The sequence below is a fragment of the bacterium genome, assembly GCA_037128595.1.
In the GTDB taxonomy this organism is placed as follows: domain Bacteria; phylum Verrucomicrobiota; class Kiritimatiellia; order CAIKKV01; family CAITUY01; genus JAABPW01.
This window is the reverse complement of record JBAXWB010000005.1, coordinates 19,833-35,689: the sequence shown is the minus strand read 5'-3', so window position 1 is coordinate 35,689 and position 15,857 is coordinate 19,833. Positions and strand designations below refer to the sequence as shown.

Genomic DNA, 15,857 nt, shown 5'->3' with positions numbered 1-15,857 from the left:
CCTCACCTCAGTACTCGTCATCCCCCGCACAAACACTCATCACTTCCTCAATGGTCGTCAGGCCGGCCTTGACTTTTGAGAGGCCATTCAGGGCCATCGGCTCCATTCCCGCCGTAATTGCTTTTTTCCGGAACTCCACCGCGCCTGCATTCCGGGTGATCATCTCCCGGATATTGTCCGTCACCTCCAGGTATTCAAATATCCCGGAGCGTCCCCTGAATCCTGTTTTCGAACATCTTGGACAGCCTTCTCCATGATAAAAGGTCCAGGAGGCGGCCGACGGGTTCTGCCGGACGGCATATTCCAAAGCCTCTTCGGACGGGTGCTGTTCATGCTTACAGGCCGGACAGATCAAACGGACCAGGCGCTGGCCGATCACCAGCTTGATCGTCGCGGCAATCAAGTAAGACTCGATCCCGATGTCACGCAAACGCCATAAGGCGGAAGTCGCATCATTCGTATGCAGGGAACTCAGGACCAGATGTCCGGTGAGGGCAGACCGCATGGCGATCTGGGCGGTTTCCGCATCACGGATCTCGCCAATCATAATAATGTCGGGATCCTGGCGGAGGATCGAGCGCAGCGCATTGGCAAAATCCAGCCCAATGGTTGCCTTGCACTGCATCTGATTGATCCCCGGGATCAGATATTCAATGGGATCTTCAACCGTCTGGATATTCCAGGATGGGTCCTTCAGAAAATTAAGGGCGCCATAGAGCGTGGTCGTCTTACCGCTTCCCGTCGGGCCTGTAAGCAAAATGATCCCGTTCGGGGCCTGCAAGATGCGTTGAAAGCGTTTAAGCATCACGTCATCAAACCCGACATCCTTCATGTCAACCAACAAGGCCTGCCGGTCAAGGATCCGCAACACGAGTTTCTCGCCGTGAGCCTCAGGCAGGGACGAGACCCGGACATCGATGGTTCGGTCATGGACCTTGAATTTAAACCTGCCGTCCAGCGGAAGCCGTCGCTCTGTGATATCCATATTGGAAAGAATCTTGATACGGGTGGTAATGGCCCGGTAGAGCGCCTTGGGCGGCGGAGTCGCCTCCCGGAGCAGGCCATCCACCCGGATGCGCACCGAAACGGAATGTTCTCCGGGCTCAAAATGAATATCACTCGCCCGGTCCCGGACCGCCTGCATCAGCATCAGATTCACAAATTTGACAACAGGGGCATCATTGGCCAGCACGCGCAATTGATCCGAATCCGCACCCGCCTCGACGGCCCCGGTGCCCACCTCCGTTTCCACGTCTACGATATCTTTCAAGTCCCGTTCAATGTAAGCTTCCACCTGATAGAACTTGTCAATGACCGCCCGGATGCGTTCCTCTGAACCAACAGCTTTGTGAATCTCCAACCGGGTCAATGAGCGGACCGTGGCAATCGCCTCCACATCCAGCGGATCCCGCATCACCAACGTGATGGATTGCTTGGTCGGATCCGCCTGATTCTTGACCGGAAATATACAGTAGCGGCGTGCCACATTTTCCGGCACCAGCTTGACTTCCTCTTTCTCCAATTTAAAGTCATCATCCAGCTCGAAATAGGAAATGCCCAGTTGATCTGAAAGCGCACGGGCGATATCGTCTTGCGTCACATATCCCAATTCAACCAGCATCTCCCCGAGAATCTTCCCGGAGTCACGTTGCGCGCCAATCGCCCGCGACAACTGTGTCTCCGTTATCACCCCTTTTGAGATAAGTATTTTGCCGATTTGAGTTTCGCCCATATCCATGCTCCCGGTGTTCGATGCGTTCCTACATCTTCACATCTGCCGCCACCTTCTCCTCCGGGATCAAACGGGATACTTCAGGCGCCTTGACGCTCACTTGATCATTCGGATCCATCACCCGGGCAGTCAGGAAAATCATCAACTCGAACTTCTCCGTGACAATCATGTCACGCCGGAATAAGAGCCCCACCAAGGGGATACTCCCCAGAAAAGGAACCTTGATGGTCGTGGTGGTCTTTTTGTCCCGCAGCATTCCACCGATAACCACCGTCTGACCGCTCCGGATCATCACATGGGTCTCGGCCTCACGCGTAGCGATTACCGGGTACTCGGTAAGGGACACACCGGCATTGTCACCCGATGCGGTCCCGACTTTACCGGATTGATACCCCAGCAGTTCACGCACCGAGGGGTGCACAATCAGATTGATGCTGTTATCCTCACACACCTGCGGCATCACCTTCAGTTTAATGCCGACATCCTCATATCGCTCCAGTGAGGTCGAAATGGTGGTGGTCCCCACCCCACCCGAAGAGTCAGATTTAATAATCGGCAATTTCTGTCCGACAATAATCACCGCATCCTGATTATTCATGGTTAAGACCCGCGGGGAGGACAACATTTTATAGGAGGAATCCTCCTCCATGAGGTGCAGGATCACCTCAAGCTGAAGGTCCGTTAATTTCTGGAACGCCAATGACATGCCGCCGTCAAACGGTCGCGTGGCGGACAACCCGCTTCCCGACTGGAATCCCGCCGGTTTCACCGTCCCGCTGATCTGCTGGGCTCCAGCGGCAAAGACGCTTCCCGCCCCTGACGTCCCGATCGTCTTGACCCCGGGCACGGTGGCGCCATTCAGGCCGGTCCCCCACTCCACCCCCACATCCCGCATGAAATCTGCACGGATCTCTACAAACCGGGCTTCAATCAATACCTGGCTGGGTGCCTTGTCCACCAGGGTGATAATCGACTGAATCCGATCGATAATCTTCTGGGTATCCACCACCACCAGCATCTTCCCTCTGACCTGTCCGGGCTCTTCCTGCAATCGTTTCAGGCGTCCCAAGCTCTCAGAGCTGGTCGTATTGAGATTCCCCTGGAAGACCTGCTGATCCTGCCACGTCTGGCTTCGCGACACTAATTTCCCGATCCGCCCGGCAGGCGAAATCTGACTTTTCACCAGGTCTTCAAGATCGGAAGCATCCAGATACTTGAGGGCGAACGCTTTAACGACCAAGGGCTCAGGGGGCGGGCCTTGCGTTGCTCCGGGTGCCGTCGCCCACACGCCATTGGTCCCGACTGCCTGTTTGGGAACCTTATCTTTCCCACAGATGATAATGGTGTCACCCACCATGTAATAATCAAATCCATAGGGCTTTAAAATGACATCCAGCGCATCCTGCCAGCGTTTATCGGTCAAACGCAATGTGACGTTGCCGGTCACTTCCGCGCCGATCACAATGCTCCGGCCAGTCTGGCGGGAAAAGGCATTCAAAACCTGTGCGATGGGGCCATTGTCCACATTAATGGTAACCAGATCGGACGCCGCTGAGGGTGCGATCATCGGAGGGATGGGCGTCTCCACCGCCCCCAGCGTGATTCCGCCCTGAAGCAGCAGGCCCAACCCCAGCCACCACGACACTCCGACACTCATCCACCGGTCATTCCGAATCGTCTTCATGTTGCGTTCTCCTTCCCAGCTATTGTTTCAATCCCAACATCCGAACTAATTCTTTTGACCGCGGGGAACGGTTGATGGCCGTTCCAAGGTCGATCAGGCCCTTCTCATACAAATTCTTGAGGGATTCATTCATGGTAACCATCCCCTCCTCCCGGCCGGTCTGTATGACCGAATACAATTGCTGAACCTGCATCTCCCGGATCAAACTCCGGATGGCCTGATTGACATTCATGACCTCACACGCCATCACCCGGCGCATTCCGTCTGATGTAATCAGGAGCTGTTGAGCCACCACCCCGACCAGGACCATGGAGAGCTGGGAGTAGATCTGCTGCTGCTGGGCGGGAGGAAACACATCCACAATCCGGTTGATCACATGGGTTGTATCCTGAGTATGCAAGGTTCCCAGAATGAGGTGTCCCGTCTCAGCCAGACTTAGCACAAGCTGCATGGTTTCCAGATCGCGCATTTCCCCCACCATGATCACATCCGGCGATTGCCGGAATACACTGTGGAGGGCTTCAGGAAACGTACGGGCGTCCGCCCCGATCTCCCGCTGATCCACCACGCTCATGTGGTGATGGTGCAGATACTCAATGGGATCTTCGAGACAGACGATGTGCAGCCGCCGGTTGGCATTGATATAATCGAGCATGGCCGCCAGGGTCGTGGACTTGCCACTCCCCGCCGGGCCGGTGAGCAACACGAGTCCGTGGGGTTGAAGGGCGAACTCCTTGATCACCTCCGGCAGCCCTAATTCCTCGAAAGGCGGAATCTCAAAGGGGATCACCCGTATGGCCATGGCAATCGAATCGCGCTGATAATAGAAATTGAACCTGAACCGGCTAAGTTCGTCATAGCCCTTGGACATATCCAAACTCCGCTTCAGGCGCAAGACTTCGAACCGTTCTTCCCCGAGTAACTTATAGGCTAGCCGTTCTAGGAGTCCTGCATCCAACACCTCAGCCGTCGTCGGGGTGAGCAGACCATTGATCCGCAACTGGGGCGGGGTACCCACGGTAAGAAGTAGATCAGAGGCCTTGCGTTCGACCATTTCCTTCAGGAGATCTTCAAGCTGTTGCATGCATGCCTCTCTCCGTTTTTCCAAGTTGTAATTTGAGCACCATTAGCACCGCTCCGATAAGGAACGTAATACTACCGGGCACTATCACTAGCAACGGAGGAGAGACCTGATTCTGCTATAAGGGAAACCCTGATAGAGAGTCGGGGAAAGACGGGAAAGATGAGCAGCGGGCGCCGCTCTGTCGGCGCCTAATCAAGCTTTCAAAGAAGGTTTTGACAGAGCAAAACCCTCCACACCAGAAAACAGAGATTATTTTTTCACAAACGGCGAAATCTCCCTGAGCCGGGAAATGATGGGCGGCAATTGTTTGACCGTATAATCCACATCCTCGGCCGTCGTATAGCGGCTCAAACTGAACCGGACGGAACCATGCACCGCGGTAAACGGCACGCCCATCGCCCGCAATACATGGGAGGGTTCGAGGGACCCGGACGTACAGGCAGACCCCGATGAGGCCGCAATGCCCACATCACTCATCATGTAGAGAATCGACTCACCTTCAATATACTCGAAACTGATATTGGCCGTGTTGGGCAAACGATGAACGCGATCCCCGTTGACACGCGAGTCAGGACACGTCGCCAGCAAGCCGGACTCCAGCCGATCCCGCAGTTCCGACACTGCCGTGGCTTCAGATTCCATATGCCGCTGCGCCAGTTCAGCCGCACACCCGAGGCCGACAATGTAGGGCACGTTTTCGGTCCCTGCGCGCCGGTTATCCTCCTGGTGCCCCCCCAGCATAAACGGTTGAACACGCGTCCCTTTTCGCACATAGAGGACCCCAATGCCTTTGGGCGCATGGAGTTTGTGACCTGAGAGGGAAAGCATATCGACGGGCGTTTTCCTGACATCAATCGGAATTTTACCAACCGCCTGAACCGCATCGGTATGGAATACCCCGCCTGCGGCTTTCACCATGACACTGATTTCGGGAACCGGAAAGATCACACCCGTCTCGTTATTCGCCCACATCACGCTGACCAGGGCGGGCCCATCGCGAAGGGCGGCCCCCAGTTGGACCAGGTCCAACTGCCCCGAGGAATCCACATTGATTTCATACACCCGGTGCCCGCGCTCCCCCAGATAACGGCAGGGGCCCAGCACCGCCGGATGCTCCACCCGCGTGGTGACAATGTTCAGGTGGTTGCCGACCGCCTCGGCTCCACCCCGGATGGCGGTATTATCACTCTCGGTCCCGCAACTGGTGAAAATAATTTCCGAGGGATCGGCATGAATGAGCGCCGCCACCTTCTGACGGTCCTCATCAATGGCCTGCTTCACGTGACCGCCAAAGGAATGCATACTGGAGGGGTTCCCCCAATGGTCCTTGAAATAGGGAGCCATCGCCTCGATGACCTCGGGCGCTACCGCCGTGGTCGCGTTATTATCAAGGTATACATTCTTCATTCGCGTACCTCTTCCACCGTCAGGTCACTGGACACAAACTCTTTCAGTTTGACCCCCACCACATCCTTCAGCGTAAACGAGGATACCTGACACCCGGCACACATCCCCCGTAGCGCCACCTTGACGCGGTTCCCTTCAACATCAATCAACTCAATATCGCCGCCATCCCGCTTCAACAAGGGGCGTATCTCCCGGTCAATGGTCTGCTCAATCAACCGTATTTTCTCAATCACGGTCATTTTGCGGGGCGCCGCTTGCGCCCCGGCTTTACGTTCCGCCTCCAACCGCTCATGAACCTGTTTATCTACCAGCTTGGCAATATCGCCCTTGCACTTACCGCAACCGCCGCCCGCCTTGGTGTAGTTCGTCACTTGATCCACGGTGGAGAGTCCGTTTTCCCGGATCACCCTGACGATTTCCTCTTCGGTGACCCCGAAGCAGTTGCACACCACTTTGCCACTCAGGATTTTCTTTTCGGTCTTTCCCAGCCGGTAGTTATCAATGGCGGCTTCCAATGCTTCCCGGCCCATCACGGAACAGTGCATCTTCTGTTCCGGCAGCCCGCCCAGAAAATCGGCAATATCCTGATTGGTCACCTTGGCGGCCTCGTCGAGAGACATGCCCTTGATCATCTCTGACAGGGCGGAGGAGGAGGCAATCGCACTGGCACACCCGAAGGTTTGAAATTTAACATCGGAAATACGGCCATCCGGCCCCAGCTTGAACATCAACTTCAAGGCATCGCCACAGGCCAATGAGCCCACTTCGCCGACCCCATCCGGATTCTCAATCACGCCGACATTCCGGGGATTCCGGAAATGATCCATTACTTTCCCTGTATAGTCCCACATCGTTATTAACTCCTTTCGGGCCTGGCCCCATTCGATAAAGGAATATACCACTAACACAGGGGCCTTCGTCAATACTCAAATGATACCTTTTACGTATCCATTAGAGCCAGACGATGGAAATGGGAGTTACTGACGTTCCGGGAAGAGCCACGCCTTATCAGGCGCGGCTACGTAGCCGCACCTCTGAACGTCCTTACGGCAAGGCGCCCCGTGCGATATGCGCCGCACAGACATTTTTCAAGGCCAGATACATGGCCGCCTCACGGGTAGGCAACTTCCGGCTGACGGCCGTTTCATGGACCAGCTTGAATTTGTCCTTCATGCGCTTATCCAAACGCGCCAGCACATCTTCCCGTGTCATCTGCTCCTGCTGGGTTTCCTGCGTGTATTCCAGATACGACACAAACACCCCGCCTGCATTACAGAGAATGTCCGGGATCACATAAATGCCGCGCTGGGTCAGGATGGCATCGGCCTCGGGACTGGTCGGCCCGTTCGCCCCCTCGGCAATGATCTTTGCCTGAATGCGTTCCGCATTTTTGGCGTTAATCTGGTTGGCAGTGGCACAGGGGGCCAACACCTCGCAGGGCATCTCCAGGAGCGCGTCGTGTCCAACAACCCGGCCCTGCCCGGCCCCACGCAAGGACCCTGTCTTGCGAACATGTGCCAGCAGCGCGGGGACATCCAGCCCCTTCTCTGCATAGATCGCCTCGTCCACGTCCGAAACCCCTACCACCTTCGCCCCCATCTCCGCAAAGGTCTCGGCCGCACCGGCCCCGACATTCCCGAAGCCCTGAATGATCACCCGGGCCCCTTTGATCGACCCGCCCAGGGTATTCAGCGCCTCCATGGTCGACAGCACCACCCCGCGCCCGGTCGCTTCACGTCGCCCGGGAATCCCCCCCAGGATAACCGGCTTGCCGGTGACATAGGAGCCCTGGGTGGTGGCATTCCCCTGTGAATAACTGATGGTGTCCTTGATATACCCCATATCCCGCTCATTCGTCCCCATGTCCGGCGCAGGCACATAGACCAGCGGATGGATGTTCCGGCGCGCGTTGCGCGTAAAACTCCGGATCAATGTCTGCTTGTCGTCGGCGGATAACGCCAGCGGGTCAGCCACAATCCCGCTCTTTCCGCCGCCAAACGGCACCCCGATCAGGGCACACTTCCACGTCATCTCCATGGCCAGCGCAGTGACATCGTCCAACGTCACCGAAGGCGACATGCGGATCCCCCCCTTGCACGGCCCAATCGCATCACTGTGATGGACGATGAAGGCATTGATCGTATGGATCTTCCCATCGCTGAACTGGGGTGAAAGCCGTAACTCGGTGCGTTCTTTGGGATGGCGCAGTTTCTCCAACAGGTCTGAGGGATACTCATCTCCCAGCAAGCCGCTGGCCCGGTCAAAATTCGCAAGGGCACTATTCAACATGGTCGACGTTCCGGTCTTCATAGTTGTCTCCTTCTGTGTGGTTCCTGAGTTCATGACACCGCACAGTACATCATATCCCTGTCATTACGTCAACCTCATTCGTATGAGACAGGCATAGAATGACACATATCAACTCCGCAGGGGACGACAACACTACATAATCGTAATCGTAATCCTGGTCTTGCTTTAACGCTCCCGACACCTCTACAGTGTTAATCAGGAATCGGATTACGATTACGAAAACCCCTGCTGAGCTCAATTGATTGTCAAAATTGAAAGGGAACCCTGAAATGAAAATACTCAGGCTGTCACGGCCAGGACCTGCATTGATCCCCTTGCAGTTCAAGCTTTGCCCCCGTCGGGGCCGCGTTAAACACGGGCAGGTGCTTCACGAGCGGGCGATCGGCCAGGGGCGCATACAGTTCCAGGCTTGAACGCAGAATCTGCCCCTGGGCAAGCGACATCACTTGTTCGCCGTCCAAACAGCCCCGGTAGAGCATCACATTCCGGTACCAGGCCTCCCCCCCCGCACAGGTGGAGCTTCCCGCCAAGGTTAACTCCCGCGGGGCGATTTGCTGGCTCAAGGTTCCGGCCAGCACCCCATCCACCCAGAGACGGGTCTGCCGGTTGATATAGCTGTGCGTCACGGCCAGATGGTAGGGCCGCTCCGCCTGAATCCGTTCCCCCGCCTGAATCACCCCGCCACCCTCGGCTTCATAGGTCATCCGCCCCTCCTTGCTGACACAGAGACTATTGCCATCGACGCCCGCCAATACCGAACGCCCGGAGACGGGCCCGGGGAACATGACGGTAAAGGCCAGGGAGAAGGAATGGATGGGATCGATGACGTGATGCGTCAGGGGAGCGGAGTTAACCGCGGGATCAGGCCGGTAGGCCAGCCAGGATGAACTGGGGGCGGGCAGCTGGTCACAGGGATCGATAAGCATGTCAAACAACGAAGGGGCTATGGAATAATACATTTCAGCATGGCCGCACTCATTAGGATGGGCCCCATCGGTCCAACACCCGTCCGGCCAATGGCCATGGCCCTCATCCACCGCTCCCATGAAATTGATACTGGCCACCGGCCAGCAGTTCAACTCAGCATTAAATTTCCGGATGATCTCATAATGACTCCGGGTGTAGGCATTATTGGGGTAACCATTGCTGATCACCGGGACAATCCCATGCTTCCGGCACAACTGAATAAGCTTCCTCATGTTCCGGCTGTACCGGTCGAAGGTCTCCGCCGGGGAGGTCACCAGTCCCTCATTGGCCAGGGATAGTCCGATGATCACCACATCCGGTTTTTCCGGCAGCAGATCGCGGTTGAAACGCGCCAGAAGTTTGGTCGTGCTGTCCCCGCCCACCGACTTGTTCACGACCGTCCAATTCCGTTTTTCCAGCACCTCTTTCAAGCGGTAGGCCCAGCCATGATTATCTACCGCGCCCGCCCCGGACGCCACCGATGAACCGAAGATCACCAGTTTCATGTGGCTGTTTGTTTTCGCCGTCGACTGGATCACCGCCTCCAGCTCCTTCGCATCCCGGGCCATTCCCCGTTGTGCTTTCTCCACTTCCATAAACCGCTTCCGATCCTTCGGGCTGCTCCCCGCCACCAAGGTCCAGCCGGCGCTTCCGCTCTTGACCAGCACACAGACGGTATGGGATCCCTTTTCCAGATTGACCTTGAAGACATGATTGAAAACCGAGTAATCCCCGGTCTGGTTGCCCAACGCCAGCGTGTCATACACCGGTTTCCCGTCAATCACCCACTGCATCCACCAATCGGCCCCGGCTCCGATCAGCACCGTCCCGGCCGTCGCGCAGTGGATCTCCCCGGTCAAATAAGCCCAGTCGCCGGTACGGATTGCATTCTTCAGCCCGCCGCGCGAAAAGAGGGACATCAGATTGACCACCCCGTTTTCGGGCTTCACCTTGAGGCAGGAGTAGGACTGGTTGCCCAGCGTGAGCGCGGCCGGCATGGCTTGCGCAGCCGGGATATCCGAATCCGGATGTGGCTGAACGGTACTGGGAACAGGCCCGTAAACCGCCCATTCCCCGGGCAGGGCCACATCGATCAACAATTCCTTCTCACTGCTCATAAAGAAGAATCTATCAAGGCCCAGCCGCTAATGCATCCCGTTAAACAGGTTTAACAAAAGTGGGGGGCGCGAGGTGCCCGGGACTCATGACCTACAGGATGATATCCAGTTCGCCCCGAAGATAGGTGACGGCATAGCCGCCGATCTTCACCCGGTCACCCTCGTCCTGACAGAACAATTCACCGCCACGGGCGGAAATCTGCAGGGCATGGAGCTCCTTCTTTTTAAGCCGCCGGGCCCAATAGGGAATCAGCGTAGCGTGAGCGGACCCGGTGACGGGATCCTCATTAAGGCCGGCCTTGGGCGCAAAGAAGCGGGAAACAAAGTCCACGGCATCGCCCGGGGCGGTGGCAATCACGCCCAGTCCATCCCACTCGCGCAGTTTTTCAAAATCCGGCTGTAGCGACGTCACATCCGCCTCCGTCTCAAATACCACCAGATAATCCCTTGCCCGCCAAATTTCCTGCGGCATGGTGCCCAGCCCAAACTCCACTCCGGACGGAGGCTCACAACGCACCGGCGGTCTGGCCGGAAAATCCAGGACCAGCATGTCCTCAACCCGCGCCACGCTCACGTCGCCACTCCGCGTCGTGAAGGTGATGCTTTCCGCATCCAGCCCCGTCTCAAAGAAAATCGCATGGGCCGTTGCCAGGGTGGCATGGCCACATAAATCCACCTCCATGGTCGGCGAAAACCAGCGCAATCCATACCCCTCGCCCTCACGGAGGACAAAGGCCGTTTCAGAGACGCCGTTCTCCGCCGCTATTTTCTGCATGACCCCGTCAGGCAGCCAGGTCCGCGGTAAAAAACAAACGCCCGCCGGATTGCCCTTGAATCGCTCTTCCGCAAAGGCATCCAATTGATAGTAAGGTATTTTCATGTGCCGCTCCTGAGATCCAGCAGGTTCAACTGCGGGGTGGTCCGGTTCATATAGGTATTGGTACGCAAATTAAACGCCAGATCCAAGGGCCCTTCCTGCAATTCACTCAACCGGTCGGCCATCTTGAACCCGATCACGTCGCACACGTCGCTTCCCAGTCCCACACGCAGTTTGAGGTGGGCGCCCTTCAGCACTTTGGGGGCCCCGACCAGTTGAACGTTGTTCAGGCCCCACACGGGTTCGCGATTGATTTCACCAAAGGGGCCCATGCGGGTAGTGACATCCATAAAGGCTGGATCAAGCACCTCGGCCATGGACACCCAACTATCCAACTCCAGAGTGCGGCGAAGGTCTCGCCCTTTCAAGCCTGCCTCACAAACGGCATGGAAGGCCTTTTGAAACGGCTCAAACACACTCTGCTGGACTTCAAGACCGGCGGCCATCTCGTGGCCGCCATGCCGGCTCAGGTACTGGGAGCACAGCGTAAGGCCCCCTAGCAAATCAAAGCCTTCAATACTCCGGCAGGAACCCCGGCCCAGACCATGTTCGTCAAACCCCACTACAATCGCGGGCCGGCCATATTTACTCACCAGTCGCGAGGCAACAATGCCCACCACCCCGACATGCCAGCCGACGTCTCCCACCACAATGCCAAAATGCGTCGCCGGGTCGAAATAGGTGTCAATCCGGCGGACGGCTTCCTCCATGATGTCGCTCTCAACCTGTTTGCGGTCCTGATTGGCCGAATCCAGGAAGCGGGCCAGTTCCAGCGCCTTGTCAGGGTCTTCTGTGAGCAGCAGTTCCAAGGCCTCGTCCGCCTTACCCATCCGCCCGGCCGCATTCATCCGGGGCCCGAGCACAAAGCCTACATGATAGGTCCCCAACTCCCCTGTTGCCCCGGCCACCTCGGAGAGCACGCGCAATCCAAGCCGCTCGCGCCGGTTCAGCTGGGTCAACCCATGCCGCACCAGGATCCGGTTTTCATGAATCATGGGAACCATATCGGAAACGGTGCCTAAGGCCACCAAATCCAGGACCTCGCGCAAGTCCACCGCGAAGGCCTCTTTCTTCTTCTGATCGCGCCCGGCTTTCAGCAAGGCATGACAGACCTTGAAGGCCACCCCCACCCCGGACAGGCAGCGGGCCTGCGGGTCTGAGCCCAGTTTGGGATTCACCACCGCCACCACCTGGGCCGGACCACCGGCGCCCACCTCATGGTGATCAGTGACGACGATATCCACCCCCGCCTTCGCGGCGGTAGCCGCCGCCTCATGGGCGCCTGAACCACAATCGGTGGTGATGATCAGGCCGGGGTGATAGGCGCTGATGCAGCGTGCCACCGTCTCGGCATTGAGTCCATAGCCCTCCTCCGTCCGACTGGGAAGAAACCGGGATACCTTTCCCCCGAGACGGGTCAGGACATGACTCATCAATGCAGCGCTGGTGACGCCATCCACATCATAATCCCCATACACCACAATGGATTCCTTCGCCTTGAGGGCCTGCCAGATTCTCGCCACGGCCGGCTCCATGGCCGGCAGGACGAAGGGGTCGACGACATCACTCAGCCGGGGATTCAGGAAGCGGTCGACATCACCGGCTGTGGATACGCCACGCAGGAGCAAGGCGCGGGCCAGGGGGGGGGCTAGCAAAGAACGACGGGCCAGTTCTTGAACTGGCCCGTCTGCAGTCTCTCGAAGTCTCCACTGTTTCACGGAGCTTATTTCTGGCCGAGATCCGGCGCCTTCCAACGGTACCACGCCAGGGTAACGGGGGTGGCAATGTAGATACTTGAATAGGTGCCCGTGATCATACCCACCAGCATGGCCACCGAGAAGTCCTTCAACGCGCCACCGCCCATGATGAGCAGGAACAGCACCGACACCAGGGTGAAGGAACTGGTCAGCAACGTCCGGGAGAGGGTCTGGTTGATACTGTGATTGCACAATTCCTTGAACGTCTGGCCGCCGCGGTACAGGCGCAGATTTTCACGGATCCGGTCGAAGATGATCACCGTATCATTACTGGAGTAACCGATAATGGTTAATACCCCGGCAATCAGCGTCATCGTGATCGGGAAACCGAGCAGATGACAGATACCCAGGGTGATCATGGCATCATGGATGGTGGCCACCACGGCGCCCAGTCCAAAGCCGAACTCAAACCGGAAGGCGATATAGATGACCATCGCCAGCGTGCCCAGAATCATGGCCCAGGCCGCGCGCGTTTTCAGTTCCTGCCCGATTTGGGGTCCCACATCGTCCTGCTGCATCAACTTGAAGCCAGCCTGGGGAATCTTCGCCAACAACAGGGCTTCCACCTGCTTGCCTTCTTCCAAGGTGGCCACCTTGACCAGAAGGATCTCGCGGGTCCCGGCCTCCATGCCCTTCTGGAACTGAAGGGAGGGATCTTTGATGCCGCCGCCGGTCAGAACCGCGCGGACACTGTCGATCTCAGGCTTTGCCAGGAAACTCATGGTCAACTGCGTTCCGCCCGTGAAGTCCACGCCGAACACACTGGATTTGTCCTTCATTCCATGCCCGATCATCAGGGCCCAGGACACCACGACCACCGCGAAGGTCCCGCCAAGCATCCATTTCCACTTCCCGATAAAGTCGATATTCGTCTCGGGAATGATGGAGCACATCTTCATCAGGGAGACCTTGTTGGTCCGCTCCGCGATCAGCATATGGCACATATGGGTGACCGTCACGGCGGTGTAAAGATTGATCAACAGACCGGCAATCAGGGTGATGGCATAACCCCGGACCGGGCCGGACCCGAAGATAAACATGATCACCGCCGTCAGGATGGTGGCCACATGGGAGTCAAACACCGCCGCAAAGGCGCGGGAGAAACCGGCGTCAATGGAGGCCTTGAGGCTCTTGCCCGCCTTGATTTCCTCACGAATACGCTCAAAGATCAGCACGTTGGTATCCACGGCCATACCGATACTCAGGGCGATACCCGCAATACCGGGCAACGTCAGCACCGGTAGCGCAATGGCGCTGCCAGCCCGGGCATCACTGGAGAACATGCCCAGAATCCCGGCGACCACGATCATGCCCAGAGGCAACAGCACCACATTCAGGATCAGCGCCAGATCGGCCAGCAAGCCGTTGACCAGGTAATAGAGGGCCATCAGGATGATAATGACAACACAGCCATACAGGCCGGCATTCATCCCGCTGGTGACCGAGTCCTTACCCAACGTGGGATCCACCACCCGGCGTTCAACAATTTCCACGGGCGCAGGCAGTGACCCCGCCTTGAGGATATGCGTCAGGAACAACGCTTCACTGAAGGTAAAGCTACCACTGATGACGGCACGTCCGCCATGAATGGCCTCTTTAATCACCGGCGCGGAATAGAGGGACCCATCCAGTACAATCGCCATCTGGCGTCCCACAGGGCCGGGGTTCTTGGCCCCACCGGGCGCATACTCCCCGGTCACCCGCGCAAATTTACGCGAGCCTTCAGGATTGAATTCCAGGCTGACGACCGATTGGCCCACGCCCTGGGTATCCACTGACGCGCGCTTCAGGGTATCGCCCGTCAACTGGGCGGTCTTTTCAACATAATACGGGGTAAAGGCTTCACGCCCGCCCACCTTCTGTTTTTCAAGGAGCAACTCACACCGGCGCGGGGAATTGAACAGCGCTACCTTCGCGCGGAAGGCGGCGTCCATCTTTTCATCTGGGACCGCCTGACGGTCGCGCACCAGATAATCCCTGGCCGCCCCGCCATCCGAGAGGGACATGATCTTGTACCCTTCCGGGGCGACGCCCTTTTCAAATAATTTATTGACCAGCTCATGGCTCTTTTCGTTAACCATGCGGAATTCCAGGAACGCGGCTTCCTTGAGCATACGCGCGGCTTCGTCGCGTTTCCGCTCATCCACGCCGGGAAGCTGCACCACAATCCGGTTATCCTTCTCCGGGAAGATGATCGGCTCGGCAATTCCCAGACCGTCCACACGGTTCCGGATCACCTCAATGGCCCGCGCCTGGGCCTCCTTAAGGGTCGTGATCATCCGGTCCTTCACCCGGGTAGCGATCTGGTCTTCGGATAGCTTGGCGAAATCCTCGACGCCCAACTTGGTCTTGATTTCCTCGCGGATCTGATCCGACATGGCGGCTTCGTCGATCTGCACCGTGAAGCTCGTTCCGCCCTTGATGTCCAAACCAAACCGCACCTTATCCTTGACGGGGAAGACCATCGCGACCGACATCCCCACCAGAACAATGAGCAACATCCACTTGAAGATTGTTTTCTTATCCATATCGACCTACTCCTCGCTACCCTCAGCCACTACTTCTTACTTGGTTTCAACACTGGCGGGAACTTCGTCCTTGCCCAGCACGCGGACCACCGCACTCCGGACAATATCCACCTTGGTGGTCTCCGACACCTTGATCACCAGCATCTGGTCCTTGACGGTCGCCACGATACCGATCATTCCGCCGCAGAACATGACGCGATCGCCCGCCTTGATGCTATCGACCATCGCCCGGCGTTCCTTTTCGCGTTTCTGCTGGGGCCGGATCATCATGAAATAGAACAAAGCAAAAATGATGACCATATAGCCCATCATCAACATCCCGCTACCGCCCTGCGCCTGGCCACCAGCCGGTGCAGAACCCATTCCCAAAAACAACAGTGTCGTCGTCATGCTT

At 57.3% G+C, this 15,857-nt stretch carries 11 protein-coding genes; all 11 read right to left on the bottom strand.

What is annotated here, in order from left to right; genetic code table 11:
* Positions 1–7: 7 nt before the first annotated feature.
* Positions 8–1,732 (bottom strand): ATPase, T2SS/T4P/T4SS family, encoded by a 1,725-nt coding sequence (locus WCS52_03915; GenBank protein MEI6166318.1) that lies wholly within the window; start codon positions 1,730–1,732, stop codon positions 8–10.
* 28 nt (positions 1,733–1,760) lie between these two features.
* Positions 1,761–3,416 carry a secretin and TonB N-terminal domain-containing protein gene (locus WCS52_03910; protein MEI6166317.1) on the bottom strand — a complete coding sequence of 552 codons (1,656 nt, stop codon included), beginning with the start codon at positions 3,414–3,416 and terminating at the stop codon, positions 1,761–1,763.
* A 19-nt stretch (positions 3,417–3,435) separates the two neighbouring features.
* Positions 3,436–4,500, bottom strand: coding sequence for a PilT/PilU family type 4a pilus ATPase (locus tag WCS52_03905; GenBank protein ID MEI6166316.1), 1,065 nt, complete (start codon positions 4,498–4,500; stop codon positions 3,436–3,438).
* Positions 4,501–4,749: 249 nt separating this feature from the next.
* Positions 4,750–5,907, bottom strand: coding sequence for a cysteine desulfurase NifS (nifS, locus tag WCS52_03900; GenBank protein MEI6166315.1), 1,158 nt, complete (start codon positions 5,905–5,907; stop codon positions 4,750–4,752).
* Positions 5,904–6,758, bottom strand: a complete 855-nt coding sequence (gene nifU, locus WCS52_03895) for a Fe-S cluster assembly protein NifU (protein ID MEI6166314.1) — start codon at positions 6,756–6,758, stop codon at positions 5,904–5,906. The genes nifS and nifU overlap by 4 nt, the downstream gene beginning before the upstream one ends.
* A gap of 193 nt (positions 6,759–6,951) precedes the next feature.
* A complete protein-coding gene (locus WCS52_03890) occupies positions 6,952–8,217 on the bottom strand; it encodes a Glu/Leu/Phe/Val dehydrogenase (GenBank protein ID MEI6166313.1) in 1,266 nt (421 codons plus the stop codon).
* 287 nt (positions 8,218–8,504) lie between these two features.
* Complete coding sequence (locus tag WCS52_03885) at positions 8,505–10,301, bottom strand: GDSL-type esterase/lipase family protein (GenBank protein MEI6166312.1); 1,797 nt, start codon at positions 10,299–10,301, stop codon at positions 8,505–8,507.
* Between the two features lie 91 nt (positions 10,302–10,392).
* Positions 10,393–11,181: a PhzF family phenazine biosynthesis protein gene (locus WCS52_03880; GenBank protein MEI6166311.1), complete on the bottom strand. Its 789-nt coding sequence runs from the start codon at positions 11,179–11,181 to the stop codon at positions 10,393–10,395.
* A complete protein-coding gene (recJ, locus tag WCS52_03875; GenBank protein MEI6166310.1) occupies positions 11,178–12,833 on the bottom strand; it encodes a single-stranded-DNA-specific exonuclease RecJ in 1,656 nt (551 codons plus the stop codon). Before recJ ends, WCS52_03880 begins: the two co-directional genes overlap by 4 nt.
* Before the next feature lie 68 nt (positions 12,834–12,901).
* Positions 12,902–15,463 carry a protein translocase subunit SecD gene (gene secD, locus WCS52_03870; protein MEI6166309.1) on the bottom strand — a complete coding sequence of 854 codons (2,562 nt, stop codon included), beginning with the start codon at positions 15,461–15,463 and terminating at the stop codon, positions 12,902–12,904.
* Positions 15,464–15,499: 36 nt separating this feature from the next.
* Positions 15,500–15,853 carry a preprotein translocase subunit YajC gene (gene yajC, locus WCS52_03865; protein MEI6166308.1) on the bottom strand — a complete coding sequence of 118 codons (354 nt, stop codon included), beginning with the start codon at positions 15,851–15,853 and terminating at the stop codon, positions 15,500–15,502.
* Positions 15,854–15,857 lie beyond the last annotated feature (4 nt).

Bases quoted from the DNA above. Each gene is read 5' to 3' on its own strand.
- WCS52_03915 (MEI6166318.1), bottom strand. From the start codon at position 1,732: ATGGGCGAAACTCAAATCGGCAAAATACTTATCTCAAAAGGGGTGATA.
- WCS52_03910 (MEI6166317.1), bottom strand. From the start codon at position 3,416: ATGAAGACGATTCGGAATGACCGGTGGATGAGTGTCGGAGTGTCGTGG.
- WCS52_03905 (MEI6166316.1), bottom strand. From the start codon at position 4,500: ATGCAACAGCTTGAAGATCTCCTGAAGGAAATGGTCGAACGCAAGGCC.
- nifS (MEI6166315.1), bottom strand. From the start codon at position 5,907: ATGAAGAATGTATACCTTGATAATAACGCGACCACGGCGGTAGCGCCC.
- nifU (MEI6166314.1), bottom strand. From the start codon at position 6,758: ATGTGGGACTATACAGGGAAAGTAATGGATCATTTCCGGAATCCCCGG.
- WCS52_03890 (MEI6166313.1), bottom strand. From the start codon at position 8,217: ATGAAGACCGGAACGTCGACCATGTTGAATAGTGCCCTTGCGAATTTT.
- WCS52_03885 (MEI6166312.1), bottom strand. From the start codon at position 10,301: ATGAGCAGTGAGAAGGAATTGTTGATCGATGTGGCCCTGCCCGGGGAA.
- WCS52_03880 (MEI6166311.1), bottom strand. From the start codon at position 11,181: ATGAAAATACCTTACTATCAATTGGATGCCTTTGCGGAAGAGCGATTC.
- secD (MEI6166309.1), bottom strand. From the start codon at position 15,463: ATGGATAAGAAAACAATCTTCAAGTGGATGTTGCTCATTGTTCTGGTG.
- yajC (MEI6166308.1), bottom strand. From the start codon at position 15,853: ATGACGACGACACTGTTGTTTTTGGGAATGGGTTCTGCACCGGCTGGT.